15 protein-coding genes and 7 tRNA genes are annotated in these 15,665 nt (G+C 53.8%); 5 read left to right on the forward strand and 17 right to left on the reverse strand.

Going from position 1 to position 15,665, the window contains the following annotated elements:
• Positions 1 to 2: 2 nt before the first annotated feature.
• Both RGB73_RS19485 and RGB73_RS19490 read right to left on the reverse strand, forming a co-directional pair.
• Entirely contained in the window at positions 3 to 1,454 is a 1,452-nt protein-coding gene (locus RGB73_RS19485) for an ABC transporter permease (protein ID WP_310764416.1), read from the reverse strand.
• A 23-nt stretch (positions 1,455 to 1,477) separates the two neighbouring features.
• Positions 1,478 to 2,179, reverse strand: a complete 702-nt coding sequence (locus tag RGB73_RS19490; RefSeq protein ID WP_310764417.1) for an ABC transporter ATP-binding protein — start codon at positions 2,177 to 2,179, stop codon at positions 1,478 to 1,480.
• A gap of 219 nt (positions 2,180 to 2,398) precedes the next feature.
• Here RGB73_RS19490 and RGB73_RS19495 point away from each other — a divergent pair, with 219 nt between their 5' ends.
• Both RGB73_RS19495 and pdxK read left to right on the forward strand, forming a co-directional pair.
• Positions 2,399 to 2,569: a hypothetical protein gene (locus RGB73_RS19495; RefSeq protein ID WP_310764418.1), complete on the forward strand. Its 171-nt coding sequence runs from the start codon at positions 2,399 to 2,401 to the stop codon at positions 2,567 to 2,569.
• Between the two features lie 250 nt (positions 2,570 to 2,819).
• Positions 2,820 to 3,638, forward strand: a complete 819-nt coding sequence (gene pdxK / locus RGB73_RS19500) for a pyridoxine/pyridoxal/pyridoxamine kinase (protein WP_310764419.1) — start codon at positions 2,820 to 2,822, stop codon at positions 3,636 to 3,638.
• Between the two features lie 66 nt (positions 3,639 to 3,704).
• Here the strand turns inward: pdxK and rarD are convergent, their stop codons facing one another.
• Positions 3,705 to 4,613 (reverse strand): EamA family transporter RarD, encoded by a 909-nt coding sequence (gene rarD / locus RGB73_RS19505; RefSeq protein ID WP_310764420.1) that lies wholly within the window; start codon positions 4,611 to 4,613, stop codon positions 3,705 to 3,707.
• A gap of 263 nt (positions 4,614 to 4,876) precedes the next feature.
• Here rarD and RGB73_RS19510 point away from each other — a divergent pair, with 263 nt between their 5' ends.
• Entirely contained in the window at positions 4,877 to 5,785 is a 909-nt protein-coding gene (locus tag RGB73_RS19510) for an EamA family transporter (RefSeq protein WP_310764421.1), read from the forward strand.
• A 123-nt stretch (positions 5,786 to 5,908) separates the two neighbouring features.
• Here the strand turns inward: RGB73_RS19510 and RGB73_RS19515 are convergent, their stop codons facing one another.
• From RGB73_RS19515 to RGB73_RS19530, 4 genes are all read right to left on the reverse strand, one after another.
• Entirely contained in the window at positions 5,909 to 6,916 is a 1,008-nt protein-coding gene (locus RGB73_RS19515; protein ID WP_310764422.1) for a FecCD family ABC transporter permease, read from the reverse strand.
• Positions 6,913 to 7,923 carry a FecCD family ABC transporter permease gene (locus RGB73_RS19520; protein ID WP_310764423.1) on the reverse strand — a complete coding sequence of 337 codons (1,011 nt, stop codon included), beginning with the start codon at positions 7,921 to 7,923 and terminating at the stop codon, positions 6,913 to 6,915. Before RGB73_RS19520 ends, RGB73_RS19515 begins: the two co-directional genes overlap by 4 nt.
• Positions 7,924 to 7,996: 73 nt before the next feature.
• Positions 7,997 to 8,962: an iron-hydroxamate ABC transporter substrate-binding protein gene (locus RGB73_RS19525; protein WP_310764424.1), complete on the reverse strand. Its 966-nt coding sequence runs from the start codon at positions 8,960 to 8,962 to the stop codon at positions 7,997 to 7,999.
• Positions 8,959 to 9,756, reverse strand: coding sequence for an ABC transporter ATP-binding protein (locus tag RGB73_RS19530; RefSeq protein ID WP_310764425.1), 798 nt, complete (start codon positions 9,754 to 9,756; stop codon positions 8,959 to 8,961). Before RGB73_RS19530 ends, RGB73_RS19525 begins: the two co-directional genes overlap by 4 nt.
• A gap of 195 nt (positions 9,757 to 9,951) precedes the next feature.
• Here RGB73_RS19530 and RGB73_RS19535 point away from each other — a divergent pair, with 195 nt between their 5' ends.
• Positions 9,952 to 11,010, forward strand: a complete 1,059-nt coding sequence (locus RGB73_RS19535) for an NAD(P)/FAD-dependent oxidoreductase (RefSeq protein WP_310764426.1) — start codon at positions 9,952 to 9,954, stop codon at positions 11,008 to 11,010.
• A gap of 244 nt (positions 11,011 to 11,254) precedes the next feature.
• Here RGB73_RS19535 and RGB73_RS19540 read toward each other — a convergent pair.
• The 7 genes from RGB73_RS19540 to RGB73_RS19570 all read right to left on the reverse strand — a co-directional run bounded on the left by RGB73_RS19540 (position 11,255) and on the right by RGB73_RS19570 (position 12,135).
• Positions 11,255 to 11,330, reverse strand: a tRNA-His gene (locus tag RGB73_RS19540).
• A gap of 18 nt (positions 11,331 to 11,348) precedes the next feature.
• A tRNA-Met gene (locus tag RGB73_RS19545) sits at positions 11,349 to 11,425 on the reverse strand.
• 166 nt (positions 11,426 to 11,591) lie between these two features.
• Positions 11,592 to 11,667, reverse strand: a tRNA-Gly gene (locus RGB73_RS19550).
• A gap of 24 nt (positions 11,668 to 11,691) precedes the next feature.
• A tRNA-Leu gene (locus RGB73_RS19555) sits at positions 11,692 to 11,778 on the reverse strand.
• 17 nt (positions 11,779 to 11,795) lie between these two features.
• Positions 11,796 to 11,871: transfer RNA gene (locus RGB73_RS19560), tRNA-Val, on the reverse strand.
• Between the two features lie 89 nt (positions 11,872 to 11,960).
• Positions 11,961 to 12,037, reverse strand: a tRNA-Glu gene (locus tag RGB73_RS19565).
• Positions 12,038 to 12,042: 5 nt separating this feature from the next.
• Positions 12,043 to 12,135 (reverse strand) — tRNA-Ser (locus RGB73_RS19570).
• Between the two features lie 391 nt (positions 12,136 to 12,526).
• Between RGB73_RS19570 and RGB73_RS19575 the strand changes: the two genes are divergently transcribed.
• The gene (locus tag RGB73_RS19575; protein WP_310774439.1) at positions 12,527 to 12,769 is read left to right on the forward strand and encodes a phospholipase A2 family protein; all 243 of its coding nucleotides are present in this window, start codon (positions 12,527 to 12,529) and stop codon (positions 12,767 to 12,769) included.
• Positions 12,770 to 13,254: 485 nt separating this feature from the next.
• Here the strand turns inward: RGB73_RS19575 and thiM are convergent, their stop codons facing one another.
• The 3 genes from thiM to RGB73_RS19590 all read right to left on the reverse strand — a co-directional run bounded on the left by thiM (position 13,255) and on the right by RGB73_RS19590 (position 15,517).
• Positions 13,255 to 14,064 (reverse strand): hydroxyethylthiazole kinase, encoded by an 810-nt coding sequence (gene thiM, locus RGB73_RS19580; RefSeq protein WP_310764427.1) that lies wholly within the window; start codon positions 14,062 to 14,064, stop codon positions 13,255 to 13,257.
• Positions 14,061 to 14,573 (reverse strand): hypothetical protein, encoded by a 513-nt coding sequence (locus tag RGB73_RS19585; RefSeq protein ID WP_310764428.1) that lies wholly within the window; start codon positions 14,571 to 14,573, stop codon positions 14,061 to 14,063. Before RGB73_RS19585 ends, thiM begins: the two co-directional genes overlap by 4 nt.
• Before the next feature lie 404 nt (positions 14,574 to 14,977).
• Positions 14,978 to 15,517: a GNAT family N-acetyltransferase gene (locus tag RGB73_RS19590; RefSeq protein WP_310764429.1), complete on the reverse strand. Its 540-nt coding sequence runs from the start codon at positions 15,515 to 15,517 to the stop codon at positions 14,978 to 14,980.
• Between the last annotated feature and the right edge of the window lie 148 nt (positions 15,518 to 15,665).

A 15,665-nucleotide genomic window follows, 5' to 3' on the forward strand; every position in this document is an offset into this window, starting at 1 on the left:
CGTTATTCAGATCGGATCGCCTGCAAGGCACTCAGGCGCGAAGCCCGAAACGCAGGGAAAATGCCTGCCAACAGGCCGATGATGAAAGAGAAACCGATGGCAAAGAGTGCCAGCCATACCGGGATGACTGCCAGCTTCGCCTCTCCCTGTTCGGGGCCTCCGCCTCTGTAGCCCATGTTCAGGCTATCCATGAGGCCGCCTGCCGCACCGAAGTAATTGACTAGCTCCACGGCGCCCCAGGCAAGTCCGAGTCCGGTCAATCCGCCGATCAGACCGATAAAGCCCGACTCCATCAAAAACAGCCAGCGGATGTTGAGCACGGTTGCGCCAATTACTTTCATAATGCCGATTTCCTTTGTCCTCTCCAAAATCGACATGATCATCGTGTTGACGATCCCGATGGTCGCGACCAAGAGCGAGATGGCTGCGATTCCGCCCAGTACGATCTGGATCACAAAGAAAAACTTGTTGATGGTCTCCAGCTCGCGGGCAGGCGACCACACCTCATAGCCCTTTTCCTTCAAGGCTAGGACCACGCCCTCCACTTTTTCCCGCGACTCGACCTTCACTGTCAACTGGTCGAACTCGAAGTGATCCTGTTTGGCCTGCTCGCGGGTCCGTCTACCCGAGCCTTGGGTTTCGTCACCGCGGCCGCGGTTGACCCAGTCGTTCAACTCCTTGATCACACTGATTGGCACGTACACCGCGGTAGAATAGCGGTGGTTGTCCGATTTTTGCAGCTGGCCGACCACCCTCACCCGCATTTCCTTTTTCTCGTACTTCGGCTCGTCGTCGACTCGATACTCGCGTGTCAGGATGATCGTGGCGGCCTTGTCGACCAGATTCAGCGTCGCAGGCGCTCCTCCTCCCTCCATGTCAGGGGGGGCAAACGCACGCGGTCCCTTGTTTGCGGCATCGGCGTTGCGTCGGCGGGCCTCCCGCTGCTCCTTTTCCACGTCGCGCATCTCCCGGGCTACGTCGTACGCGACGACGACCTCTTGCGGGGAGCCGGACAAATATACTCCTTTCTCGATATCGTTCTTGCGGTAGGCGGCCGATTCATTGACATCCACACCGATCAGCTCGACGTATCCTTCTCGTCTGCCGACCTTCAGCTTGGCCTGCTCGTTCAGCCGTTTAACCGGCATGACCGCAGCGATGCCCGGGATCGCTTTCAGCTCCTGGACCGCTTCCATGTTCAGCTTTTTCCGCTCGTCGTCGGGAATGACCCGATCCTCCTCGGGAATGTAATACATCGGCTCTACGTCCATCTCCGTCAGGTTCCCGAAATTCTCCAGGCTCTTGACCGCATTCTCCTTGAGCCCGAGACTCAGCGCGATCATGGCGACGATCGCCGCCGTCCCGATCATGACCCCTACCGAGGTGAGGGCCGTTCGCAATTTCATGCGCCACAAGTTGCGCCATACTATTCGAAATGAATCCAATACTTTCACTAACGTTCACCTCATACCCGCTGCTACGCTGGTCTTGTCCTTTTTTGTACGACTCGTCCGTCCTGCAAATAGATGACCCGGTCCGAATGTTCCGCCACTTCTTGTTCATGGGTAACGATAATGAACGTAGTCCCGTTTTCTTTGTTCATCTCTCTCATGAGGGCAAGAATTTCCTGTTCTGTCTTGCTGTCCAGATTCCCCGTCGGTTCATCCGCCAGAATGATCCCCGGCTGGTTTACGAGGGCCCGGGCAATACTGACGCGCTGCTGCTGCCCGCCGCTCAGCTCGTTCGGCTTGTGATCGAGCCTTCCTTCCAGTCCGACCCTCTCGAGAATCGCCTTCGCCTTCTCGCGCCGTTTGCGAACCCCCTCTCCCGCAAAGATCAGAGGCAGCTCTACATTTTCCAGCGCCGTCAAGTTGGGGAGCAAATTGTACGATTGAAAAATAAAGCCCATGCTCTTGCGGCGAAACAGGCACAGTTCATTTTCGTTGTATCGCGAAATTTCTTCGCCGCTGACGATCACGCTGCCTTCGTCCGGTTTCGTCAAGCCCGCCAGCAGATTCAGCAAGGTCGATTTACCCGACCCTGATGAGCCGCACAACGCGACAAACTCTCCCTGCCCGATGTGCAGATTGATGTCAAACAGTACGGGCACCTTGATTTTCCCGGTACCGTAGCTGTGATTGACCCCCTTCACAGTCAACTCTCCTGCTGCATTCGTCATCTTTTGTTTGCACCTCATCACCGTTCAAATATGAAAATTTTGGGTACTTCTCACTTTATAGACGTACCAGGCGCAAAAATGTAACTCAATTGGAAAAGGTTTTTTCGTTCACACAGATGCAACATGTTCTTCAAAAAAATGTAACATTGCCGTAACCTTTTCTTTCCTTTTCGTTGATACAATAGCGGTGTGAAGAAAACACGAGAGGGCAGATCAAAGATGACCATCTACCGTTTTTTATTTGAAACAGCCAGCAAAAAATGGGTTGAAATCATCAAGGCACCCAGCATGTTTGAAGCCGCCAAAAAGGCCAAACAGCTCGCATCCACGCGCTCCAAGTCCATGTCTACGCCTATCCGCTTCTCCTTTCATCACGCCGCTTCCCTGTAAATGCGCAGCTGCTGACAACCGCTTTCCCCTTCACCGGGAGGCGGTTTTTTTGCTATTTTGCTTCGCTCATTCCTTCCCTCCCCCCTTCTGTCTCACCCTAGTGGTTTTCTAATTTGCGGGGATATTATTGACAGCGCCGTATTTTTCCTTTTCAATAGAGGTAGTGCATTACAGTGCAGTACAGTTCGAAAATTAGCGTCCTATCGGGTACTGAATCTTTCCGATCCGACAACAAAGGGAGATAATCAAGATGACCATTCGCAAAGCACTCACGATTGCCGGCTCCGATACGAGCGGCGGCGCAGGTCTTCAAGCAGACCTCAAAACCTTCCAGGAGCTCGGCGTATTCGGCATGACCGCCCTCACCGTTATCGTTGCGCAAGATCCGCACAATAGCTGGTTCCACGAGGTGTTCCCTATCGACGTGGCCGTTCTGGAGAAACAACTGGAAACCGTACTGGCAGGCATCGGCGTAGACGCGACCAAGACAGGCATGCTGGGCACGACGGAGCTGGTCGAACTGGCGGCCCGCAAAATCGAGCAGTTCCAGCTGAAAAACGTTGTCGTCGACCCTGTCATGATCTGCAAAGGCGCTGACGAAGCGCTCCATCCGGAGATCGCGGTCAGCTTGCGCGAAGTGCTGCTGCCTCGCGCGACAGTCGCTACTCCGAACCTGTTCGAGGCCGGCATTTTGAGCGAGCTCGGCGCACTGAAAAGCGTGGACGACATGAAAGAGGCGGCGAAACGCATCCACGATTTCGGAACGGCATACGTCGTCGTCAAAGGCGGAAGCAAGCTGCAGCACGGTCATGCTGCCGTAGACGTGTTCTACGATGGACAGTCGTTTGACGTACTGGAGTCCGAGCGTTTCGAAACCACCTTTACGCACGGCGCGGGCTGCACATACTCCGCTGCGATCTGTGCCGAACTGGCAAAAGGAAATTCCGTACGCGATGCCGTTGCCGTTGCGAAGGATTTCATCACGGAAGCAATCCGCCACTCTTTTGCCCTGAACCAATACGTAGGACCGACCAACCATGGTGCCTATCGCCGCGCCATGCAAGCATAAGCGCCACCAACGACAGAAAAGCAAAAACTCCTGACGAAGCCTCGTCAGGAGTTTTCTTTTTGCCGATCAAGCCTGCTTCTTGATCGCCACTTCGGACTTGACCGCCACAGGTGCCGATTTCTTTCTCATCGAACTGACCGTAAAGACGATCAGCGCTCCCCAAATCAGGGAAAAACTGACCAGATGCGTCAGCGTAAACGGCTCTCCGAACAAAAAGACCGCGCTCAGCAGTTGGATGGTCGGGGACAAATACTGAATGAAGCCGAGGGTGGACAAGGGCAGACGTCTGGTTGCCTGAGCGAACCAGTACAAGGGCATCGCCGTCCCGACGCCTGCCAGCATCAGCAGGACGATCTTCCACCACTCCAGGGCAAATGCCGTTTCTGTCCCCGTCGTTTGCAGGAAGAGCAAGTACGCCAGCGCAATCGGCGCCACAAACACCGTCTCCCACGCAAGTCCGATCATCGCCTCCAGATTCACCAGCTTTTTGGCCAGGCCGTAAAAGGCAAAGGACAAGGCCAGAGACAAGGCGATCCAAGGAACGCGGCCGTACTGGACCGTGATGTAAATAACCCCGGCTCCAGCCATCAGCAAGGCAACCCACTGTCCAAGCCGCATCTTTTCCTTTAAAAAAACCACGCCCAAAAGCACGCTGATCAGCGGGTTCATATAATAGCCAAGGCTCGTCTCCATTACCTGGTCGTGGTTGACCGCCCAGATATAGAGCAGCCAGTTCGCGCTGATCAAAAGCGAGCAGAGCAGCAGCGCTCCTTTCAATTTGATGCCGGGCGCGGCGGCCAGCATGTGACCCAATCGTCTGGTACAAGCAAGGATCATCAGGACAAATAAGAGCGACCAGACGATGCGGTGAGCGAGAATTTCCCACGCCCCCATCATCTGAAATAGCTTCCAGTACACCGGAAGCAATCCCCAAGCCAAATACGCGACAATCCCGTACAAGACCCCTTGTTTCATCTGTGTTTTGCCTCCAAACGTTCCTGTCTTATGGTAGTAGTGTAACGGAAATGCCAACGTTCCGCCATGTATTAACTGCGTGCATACCATTGGCGTGAACCTTTTACCTCACTGCAATGGCAGCGTAGCAGCCTAGTAGCAATGCAGTTTTCTACCACAGCAGCACAATAAAGCGATTTACAAAATTTCATTGTACCAATAAAACACATGTAGTACAATAGCCAATATATTTAAGTTCACTGTTTCGGAAAGGAATTTCACCCATGTCTTACTGGAAATCGGTCTTATTGGTGTTAGCAGGTGCATGCAGCTACGGTGTCCTGTCTTTTTTTATGAAGCTTTCCTTTCAGATGGGCTTCACGCCTTATGAGATGAGCAGCAGCCAACTGATATTCGGCGGACTGATCATGACGATCGTCGCGGTATTTTTCTCCAAGCAAAAATTCCGCTTCCGCTATGTCCTGACTCTCATCCCGGTCAGCCTGATGATGGCTTCGTCCAGCTTTTTCTACCATCAGGCCGTCAGCCGCATGTCCGCTTCGCTCGCTATCGTCTTTTTCTTTCAATTCACATGGATTGGCGTCCTCCTGGAATCGATCGCCCAGCGCAAATGGCCGACCGCCGAAAAGTGGATTTCGATCGTGATGCTGGGGATCGGCACCATCCTCGCCAGCGGCATCGGAGAGACAGGCATGCAGAACATCAATCTCTCCGGTATGGCTTGCGGACTTTTGGCGGGCACGACCTTCGCGTTTGTCATCTTTTTCAGCGGCCGGATCTTGCCGGACCTGAATCCTTACTTGCGGAGTGCGCTTTCCATCAGCTTGGCAGCCGTGATGCTTTCGCTGGTTTATCCCCCGGCCTATCTCATCAACGGCCGCTTGTGGGAAGGGCTGCTGCCGCTTGGCCTGCTCGTGGCGCTGTTCGGGTCGGTCATTCCGATCTTCTGTCTGGCCGTCGGCGTCCCGCGCATCGGCAACGGACTCGCCACGATTCTCAGCGCAGCCGAGCTGCCCGCCGTCGTCTTGCTGTCCAGCTTTCTTTTGCACGAGCAAGTCTCGCTTCCCCAATGGGGCGGCGTGCTGATGATACTCGCTGCGATCGGTGTGCCGCAAATCAAATGGAAGCAGCTCATCGCTCCTTCCCATGCCATCCACAAAAAAAGCGCGTAATTCCATTGCCCGCGCTTTCATCCCGAAAGGCGTGCACGGTAAAACGGTACCGGCACGCCTTTTTGCTTTCTCCATCCTCCAGACAAAAAGAGCAGGCAGCCCATCGGCCCCTGCTCTTCGTTATTATTTCTTCCAGAGCAAATACAAGAAGTACGGTGCGCCAATCAACGCAGCCATGATCCCTGCCGGTATTCCGTCCGGATCCACCAGGTTTCGGCCGACCGTATCAGCGACGAGCAGCAGGAAACCTCCGAGGACAATCGATACGGGAAGATTCAACTGATGTCGCGGGCCGACCAGCACCTTGGCCAGATGAGGGGCCAGCAAACCGATAAAAGCGATGCCTCCCGTGACAGAAACGGCAGCGGCAGCCAGAGCGACAGCCGTCAGCAGCAAAACCAGCCGCTCTTTTTCGATCGCCAGCCCGACCCCGATGGCCACCGGCTCGTTCAGTGCGAGCAAATTCAACCGGTTTGCTTTGAACAGCGCAAACGGAATCAGAAGGGCCATCCACGGAAGAATTGCCCAAATAAACGGCCAGTCCGTCCCCCAGATGTTTCCCGCCAGCCACTTGGCGATAAAATCCACCTTCTGCCGTTCGGCAGACGAGATGAGGACGATCATGACCCCAGAGAGCGCCATCGAGAAGCCGATCCCAACCAGAACAAGCCTCACCGGCTGAAGTCCCGTGTCCTTTTTGTAGGAAAACGCATAAATGAAGAACGCTGTAAGCATGGCGCCCAAAAAGGCGACTACTGGAAGCCCGTATACGAAGGAGCCAGGCTCGATCGGGACAAACAAGAAGAACAAAGCGATGGCCACCCCTGCCCCGGAATTGATGCCGATCACGCCTGGCTCCGCGAGATCATTTCGCGTGATCCCTTGAAGAATCGCACCGGACAAGGCAAGCGCCATGCCTGCCAGCCACGTGATGAGGAGCCGCGGCAAGCGGACGGAAAACAAGACAAACTCTTCCTTGAAGGTCCCTTGCCCGAGCAGGGTGGGGAGCAATCGGTCGTACGACAGCGACGCGTAGCCCAACCCCATGCCGATGACGACGACAGCGGCTGTCATCGCCACCAAGAGACAGAGGATCAACCGCTGCTTTCGAATTGCGGCTGGGTGAATCATAAGAATGCCCTCCCCTTTTTGCGTACGATCAACAGGAAGAAGGGAAGTCCCATCATCGCTACGATGGCGGCTACCGGCGTCTCGTACGGCGCGTTGATGGTGCGTCCGAGGGTATCGGCGAAAAGCATGAAAGCGGCGCCAATCACGGCGGACATCGGAATAATCGAGCGGTAATCTGTTCCGACCAGCGCCCGTACCACGTGCGGCACCATCAGTCCGATAAAAGCCATGTTGCCGACGAGAGCGACCGACGCTCCCGCCAGGAGGATCATGACGAGAAACAGGATGCTTTTGATCCAGTAAGTTCTTTGCCCCAGTCCCACTGCCACCTCCTCGCTCAGGCTGAGGATCGTCAGTTGGCGGGACAAAATCAGCGCCAGTACGATCCCAAGCACAATAAACGGGACGATGATTTGCAACTGGCTCCAGGTAGTCCCGACCACACCGCCGGCCGTCCACATGGACACGTCTTTCGAAATTTTGAAGGTAAGTCCTATCCCTTCTGCGATCGCATACAAGAACGCAGACACTGCCGAACCGGCCAACACCAGTCTCAGCGGAGAGAATCCTCCCTTCTTCAGTGAACCGATGCCGAATACCAGGAGAGACCCAACGGCCGCTCCCAGAAAGCAAGCTACCGTGATCCCCATGTAATTGGCCGTCGGAATCAAAGCCAGCGTAACAGCCAGCGCCGCATTCGCTCCTGCCGTCAAGCCGAGCAAACCGGGATCGGCAAGCGGATTTCGCGTCATGCCTTGCATAATCGCCCCGGAGACAGCCAGCGCTGCACCCACGAACATGGCCGCGACCTCTCGGGGGAGCCGTATTTCCCGCAGCAGCGACAGCTTTTCGCTCGCGGTTTGGGAGGTCAGCGCCAGCCACACATCCATCAGGGAGGTGTCGGCAGCCCCGAAAAGCATCGCGATGACGAACATCGCGAGAAAGACCAGGAACGCTGCCGCCAGCTTCCATCCCCATAATGAAAAATGCCGATTTTTTTGTGTCATGTCGTCTCTCATCTTTCCTTGCTAGAGTACTTGGAGAAGGAATCTCGATTCAGGGAACCCCGCTTCCCCTCGTTTATTTCTTACCAAGGAAATGCTCCTTGAAAAAGGCTAACTGGAGTTCCAGCGTGATCGGGTCGTTAAAGTAAAACGCTTTGGCATCCGTTTCGAACACATGATTGTTTTTGACAGCCGGTATGTTCTTGTACATCTCGGTTTCCTGGTAGGAGTTGTCCGTGTCCTTGTTTTTGCTGAGGATCACGTAATCACCCGCAAATTCGGGCAACACTTCGAGAGAAAGCGCGTAATACCCTTGCTTCAATGCCGTTTCCTTTACCTTGTCGGGCATGTTCAGCTTCATTTCCTGATAGAGGATCTCCGTGCCTCTTCCCCAGTTGTCGCCGTAGACGTACAGCTGTTTGTCGAAGTTTTCGATGACCGACACCGTCGCATTTTCTCCGATTTTCGCCTTGATTTCTTTCCCGGCCTCTTGGGCACGCTTTTTAAAATCTGCCACCCAGGCGCGGGCTTCCTGTTCTTTGCCGAGCAGCTTGGCAATCTCGATGTGCTGAGTCAGGTAATCGACTTTCCCGTATGTATAGGTCACGGTCGGAGCGATTTTGCTGATCTTGTCGTAGTTCTTCATGTTCGAAAGGCCGATGATCAGGTCCGGGTCCAGCTCAATGATTTTTTCGATGTTCTCGTCCGACACTTCCGCCACATCTTTCAGCTCTGTCTGAAAGCGCGGGTTCATTTTCGACCAGGAGTCCACACCGACCAAATTCACATGCAGCGCCAAGACGTTGCCTGTAAAGGATGAGAGCACGACCACCCGTTTCGGTTCAGCCGGCACTTCAATCGGCCCTGTTTCCGCCTGGTACGTGACCATCCCGCCTTTCGTCTCGGGAGTGAATGCCGACGTGTTGCCGGTGGATTTCCCGCTGTTCGTCGGGGAGGTGCCGCCGCCTGCAGAGGGCTGGCTCCCGCAAGCGCTGAGGAACAGGACGAAGATGAGAATGAATGGAATCCATATTTTTTTCATGCTGATTCTCCTTTTGCCAAGTCGTAGGTAAGGCACATAGGTTTGTTCGTACGGGGATCGCGGCCGATTTGCGCGTCGATCTGGAATACTTGCCGAAGCACGTCCGGCTTCATCACTTCCTCGCAATCCCCCGCTTTGACCACTTCGCCGTTTTTCAATGCGATCATGTAGTCGGCGAATCGGGCCGCCTGGTTCAGATCGTGGAGGACCATGACGATGGTGCGCCCTTGCTCGACGTTGAGCTTTTGCAACAGCTCCAATACCTCCAGCTGGTGGGCCATGTCCAAATAGGTCGTCGGCTCATCCAAGAAAATGATTTCTGTTTCCTGCGCAAGTGCCATGGCGATCCAGACTCGCTGGCGCTGCCCCCCGGACAGTGCGTCGACAGGGCGGTATTTGAACTCTTTCGTCCCGGTAACCTCGAGCGCCCAGTCGATCGCCTCGTAATCTTTTTTGGAAAGCCGCCCAAGTCCGCTCTGGTAAGGGAAGCGGCCATACGATACGAGTTCGCCCACGGTAAGTCCGCTCGCGCTTTCGGGTGTCTGCGGGAGAATGGCCATTTTACGCGCGAGCACTTTCGTATTTTCTTTGGCAATGCTCTCCCCATCCAGTACGACAGCTCCCGATTGAAGGGAAATGATTCGGGTCATTGCCTTGAGGAGCGTCGATTTCCCGCAGCCGTTCGAACCGATGATCGTCGTAATTTTCCTGTCGGGAATTTGTACGGTCAGCGCTTTGACGATGAGCCGCTCGCCGTACCCGATATGCAAATCTTCTGTATACAGTCGCGCCATAATTTCCCTCCATAGACAAAGTCGATGCAAGTGGTGAGAGAAGGTTTGATAATGATTATCAATTTCGTATACTACTATATCGAGTTCCCCATTTTTTTGTCAATAACGAATTTCGGTTGTCATTGGCAAAAAAACACTTTATAATCTGGTGATAATGAGAATCAATTACATGACTTCCTCCAGGAGTGAATGAATATGGAGCCACGCGATTTGTTTGATGTCACCATCATCGGAGGTGGCCCAGCCGGGCTTTACTCCAGTTTTTATAGCGGTCTGCGAGAAATGAAAACGAAGCTGATCGAGTATCAATCCGAGCTCGGGGGAAAATTGCACGTCTATCCGGAGAAGATGATTTGGGATGTCGGAGGCCAAACCCCGATCACCGGCGCCAAGCTGATGCGCCAGTTGATCGAGCAGGGCCTGACCTTTCAGCCCGAGGTCGTCCTGAACGAGAAAGTCGTTTCGATCGCTCGCGGCGAAGACGGTATATTCGTGCTGCGCGCCGCATCCGGCCGCTTGCATTACTCCAAAACGGTTATTATCGCGGTCGGCGGCGGGATTTTAACGCCGCAAAAGCTGGAGCTGGAAGGTGCGGAGAAATTTGAAGTGTCCAATCTGCACTATACGGTGAAGTCCATCCACTCCTTCAAGGACAAGACGGTCATCATCTCGGGGGGAGGGAATTCCGCTATCGACTGGGCGAACGAGCTCGAACCCGTTGCCAAAAAAGTATACGTGACGCATCGCAAAGAAGCGTTGACGGGGCATGAGGCGCAAGTCACCCAGCTTTTGAACAGCTCGGCCACGTGCTTTTTCCGCACGTCCATTACCAAGCTGATCGCTTCGGCCAGCCGCGAAGCCGTCGAAAGCGTAGAACTGACCCATCACGAGACAGGGGAAGTCACGATCCTCCCGATCGATGACGTCATCATCAGCCACGGCTATCAACGGGATGCAAGCCTGCTGGAAAGCAGCGAACTGGGTATCGCCATGGTTGACGATTATTACGTGGCAGGAAATGCGAACGGGGAAACCTCCATCCCGGGTTTGTACGCAGCGGGCGATATTATCAAATACGACGGGAAGCTCCATTTGATCCAGGGCGCATTCCAGGATGCCGCCAACGCGGTCAACAAGGCGAAGCAGCACGTCCAGCCCGAAGCGAACTCCTACGCCATGGTCTCGTCTCACAACGAAATTTTTCAACAGCGGAATCGCGAATTGGTCAAGAGAATGCTGCAAGGCCAGCCGTAGAAGGAAGCCCGAAAACACCGCTCCGCCTGGCTTATTGGCGGAGCCCTTTCCACCGGGGGATCAAGGGCCTCCTGCTCACTGCTCACGGCCGTTCGAAGTCTTGTCAGGTGGACACGACAGCAAATCGGACCGGGGAATTTTTCTTTTACGCAAAAAAGCCTAGCCAGGATGCCGTTTAGACATTCCAGCTAGGCTATTCATCATCGTAGCGGAAATCGGTGCAGGTCACACCTTGCGTATATAATGGGGCGATCGATGGGAATCGAACCCACGAATGCCGGAGCCACAATCCGGTGCGTTAACCCCTTCGCCACGACCGCCATATCGGTTGGTAAAATTGGTAGCGGCGGAGGGAATCGAACCCCCGACCTTTCGGGTATGAACCGAACGCTCTAACCAGCTGAGCTACACCGCCATAATCAAAAAGGGAATCTTCATGGAGCGGACGACGGGTCTCGCTTCCACTGGCGCTTCCACCTCGAATTTCTTCTTGGCAAGCCAGATCTGCAGTACCCGAGCGTTGCTACCTGGTCTCACTTCGAGGGTGAACCCGGTACGGGTGAGAGACCTGATTTTCTTCATGGAGCGGACGACGGGTCTCGAACCCGCGACCTTCGCCTTGGCAAGGCGACGCTCTACCAATTGAGCTACGTCCGCATGCTGCATCCTTGTAGAATACATTGGTGCGGTCGAGAGGACTTGAACCTCCACGGTGTTGCCACCACTAGAACCTGAATCTAGCGCGTCTGCCAATTCCGCCACGACCGCATGCAAGAAAGGAAATATGGTGGAGGCTGACGGGATCGAACCGCCGACCCTCTGCTTGTAAGGCAGATGCTCTCCCAGCTGAGCTAAGCCTCCAGAGTTCCCCACAAAGTGACGTTTAAGCTCTGAAGCATATTCCGAATACTTTGCGGGGGCCCCAACAACTGACTTGTAAGGGCACTATATGGTGACCCGTAGGGGATTCGAACCCCTGTATGACAGCGTGAAAGGCTGCTGTGTTAAACCGCTTCACCAACGGGCCAGGTATGGCGGATGGAGTGGGATTTGAACCCACGAGACGGTTCTACACCGCCTACACGATTTCCAATCGTGCTCCTTCGGCCTCTCGGACATCCATCCCTATTCGTTTGCCTGCTCGGCAAGAAATAATCTATCATATCTCCCAATCGTTTTCAAGAGCCATTTCAAAGATTTTTACCCCCTAAAAACTCGTAAAATCAGGCTTGAACCCCATTCTTTTTTTCAGCATGAGAATGGGTCCCTCCCCCTTCTCACAGACTCCGATTTTTCAATCAATGGCAGGGTGTCTTATTATTCTTTTGGGCACCCTCCGGCCACGGATTGACGCCCCCATTTGACAGCCCCAGGCTTTTCCGTTCACACTTGCCGCAAATTAGGGCGTGTTTGCCTAAAGCACTCCAGCCTCCGCCCCAATAGTCTAACAGTAAATCCTTGAGGATGGTGATGACAGGTGGCCAGAAAAAGACGCCGTTCGTTCAGCATGCCTTGTATGTACGGCAATTGGTGCGGTCCAGGCTGCTCAGGGCCAGGGGCTCCCATCGACGACATTGATCGGTGCTGCAAAAGGCACGACCGGTGCTACGAGAGACGAGGGTACTTTTCCTGCAGCTGCGACCGTGAATTATTGAGGTGCCTCGCCGGCAGAAAACACGAGATCTCCTCGGAAAAAGGCAGAGCTGCCGCGATGATTTCCTCCTATTACGAGCGCTGCAAGTGCATCCCGGATCGCTAGAGTCTGCCTATTCACAGAATTGTCCGCTTAGTCGATTTTCATACAAAAATCGGTAACAACTTGGACAACATACCGCCATAAATTGCCTGCATTTCCCAGTGTAAATTTGGTACTCTAGGTAATGGCCAAGGAGGGTACACACCGTGGAAATGCACATACGCACGGACGCCAGCATGGCATTGGCGTTAAAGAGAGAAATCATATGCCATGGGATTTCCCAATTTTATTTACGCCCTTTTGAACATGATCAAGTCGAATTTATTTTCCTCGCACTCTCTGAACACCAGAAGAAGCTACTGTCCTATACATTGAGAAAATACAGCTACGTCCTAACCTATCTAGCATAAGCGCGAACGATTCCTCCCCCGTGGAGGAATTTTTTTTGAAGACGGGATGAATCATGCTGCGTGCTTGTCCATCCCGCCACGCGCAATGCCGACTGCCGGCACCTCTCCTGGAGCCGACGGCTATCGACCTTGGCCGATTTATTCGGCCTTCTCGATCGAGCCGAAGCGCCGCACATCCTCCGAAGTCAGCGCAGCAAGCTCGTTCAGGAACTGGACCTGGAAGCTTCCCGGGCCTTCGCCTGCTGCTTTCCGAGCGGCCGCTTCTGCTGCAACCCCGTAGCAGACCAACGCTGAAGCGCCAGCTGCCAGCATGTCCTTTTCTACCGCTGCAAACGCTCCCATGACAGAAGTGAGCAAGCAACCGGTACCTGTCACCTTGGTCAATATCGGATGACCTCCGCGAATCAAAAAGGTGCGGGATCCGTCCGAGATCACATCCACTTTGCCGGTAATTGCAACGACCGTGTCTAGCATCGCCGCTGCCTTTTTTGCCAAAGAGGCGACATCCCCGTCTCCGGCTCCGGCGTCCACGCCTTTGATTTGCCATGCCTCTCCAATGACATTGGCGATTTCCGCCGCATTTCCACGGACGATGGAAGCCTTCACTTCCTTGACGATCTTCCGGGCCTCATCAGTCCGATACGGAGTAGCTCCTGCACCGACCGGATCGAACAGGACGGGTACACTGTGCTCATTGGCCGATCGGCCGGCCAAGAGCATCGCTTCTACGACCCGCTCGTCCAAGGTCCCCATATTCAGCACCAGCGCCCCTGCGATCCGCGCCATATCCGCTACCTCTTCACGGGCGTAAGCCATCACGGGGGAAGCCCCCAAAGCCAACAATCCGTTTGCCGTAAAATTCGTCACCACGACATTGGTGATATTATGGATCAACGGATTTTGTTCACGTACCTTTTCCAGCAGTTGTCCGACGGTATCGACATTCATCCCAGCTGTTCCCCTTCCGTGCTGCTCTTGGATTCCGGAATCATTTTGTGCACTTCCAATACCTCTCCATGCTCCGGATGATTCCTTCTGACCCCTATGATGATATAGGATTTGTTTTCGGGTGGCAAATGCCGGGCACTCCCCAGAACGGCAGCAGTTTGTCCGCTTGAGCAGAGCACCTCACCGTAAAAATACGGATGTCCCTCTTTCCCCTGGATGATCTCGACTCGCTGCAAGACTCCGGTCAGTTTTTCGCGCTCATCCGCATATCCGATTTTGTTTTCTTCCACCCATTTCTCCTTCAGCTCTTCTACAGATAGCTCCTTCCATTTGTCCAAAAACGCCCAGTCGTTGGAATGAGGGAAGATATGTTTTGTTTTCTCTAAAAAGTCATTGTATTCCGTATGTAATTGATCTACGTAGTCATCCACTTCTTCGGAAATGACACGTATGGAATCTTCTCCGCAGGTACGTATGTGATACGCCAGGTATTTAAAGGACTCAATCATGTCGAAATTTCCCCAGCCCCAGGCCTGCTCGCCGAAAACTCCCCCCCGGGTTCGGCATTTTTGGCAAGTGAAGTAATAATATGTAGGCATTTTGTTCCCCTGTCTCCCTTTTTCGTCTCTTTTCTGGTATCGGATGTAAGTGCGAAGGGATTTATGTTACATTCGGACCTATTTTTTTACAGAGACGAGCCTTTTCGGCATTTTTTCTCCCTTATTGCCAGATTCGCTCCCGACGGGGACTCTCCCTGCATTCTGGACCCGATGTTTTCAAAAAAACAGGAAGAAATGCCTGTTTTTCCATGCGCCTTAGGAAGGAGGCAGGCATAGGCAAGAAACAGGACGAAATGTTTGGAGCTGCTTTGTCTGATAAGACTGACAGCTGCTGAGATCCTCGTTGCAAGATGCTACACGCTATCGTGGCCGCCATAATCCTTCCTTGTTCGTGCATAGGATTTGCAAGGATTCCCATCATGCATGCCGTCGCCAACGTACGTAAGCCCTATTTTCTCTGCGACTCTTATGGACGATTGGTTTTCCGGATGAATGTCGGCGACAACACGATCCACCCCAGCCGTGTCAAAGGCATGTTCAAGCACTCTTCGCGCAGCTTCGGTTGCATAGCCTTTCCCCCATGCTAACCGATTTAACCGCCAGCCTATTTCAATTTCCCGTCCATGACCATCATAAGGGATGAGCAGGATCCACCCGACAAATTGCGACGGCTGCTCCTTCGGGAAGATCGACCAATAACCGAGTCCCGGACCAAAGGACTTCTTTATCCTCTCGGCAAGAAACTGTTCATGCTTGGCCGGGTCGCTCCACGGCCCCGGAATAAACTTGGTTACCTCTGTATCTCGGTCCATTGCCAAACATGCTTCCAAATCAGCCATCGTGCGTGGCTTGAGATATAAACGTTCTGTTTCAAAGCTCGGCAACACAACCATCCCCCCAAACCTTTTTACATTACCTGACAAGTCTGACGCGAAAGAATCGGCAGCTTTGATTTTCCGGGCCGGCCGAAAATTTGCTGGCGGTTGAACATGACTGGCCCGACTGGATTGTCTCTCACATGTAATGGTACGGCATCTTGCT

It is taken from the genome of Brevibacillus brevis (assembly GCF_031583145.1).
Taxonomy (GTDB): Bacteria; Bacillota; Bacilli; order Brevibacillales; family Brevibacillaceae; genus Brevibacillus; species Brevibacillus brevis_E.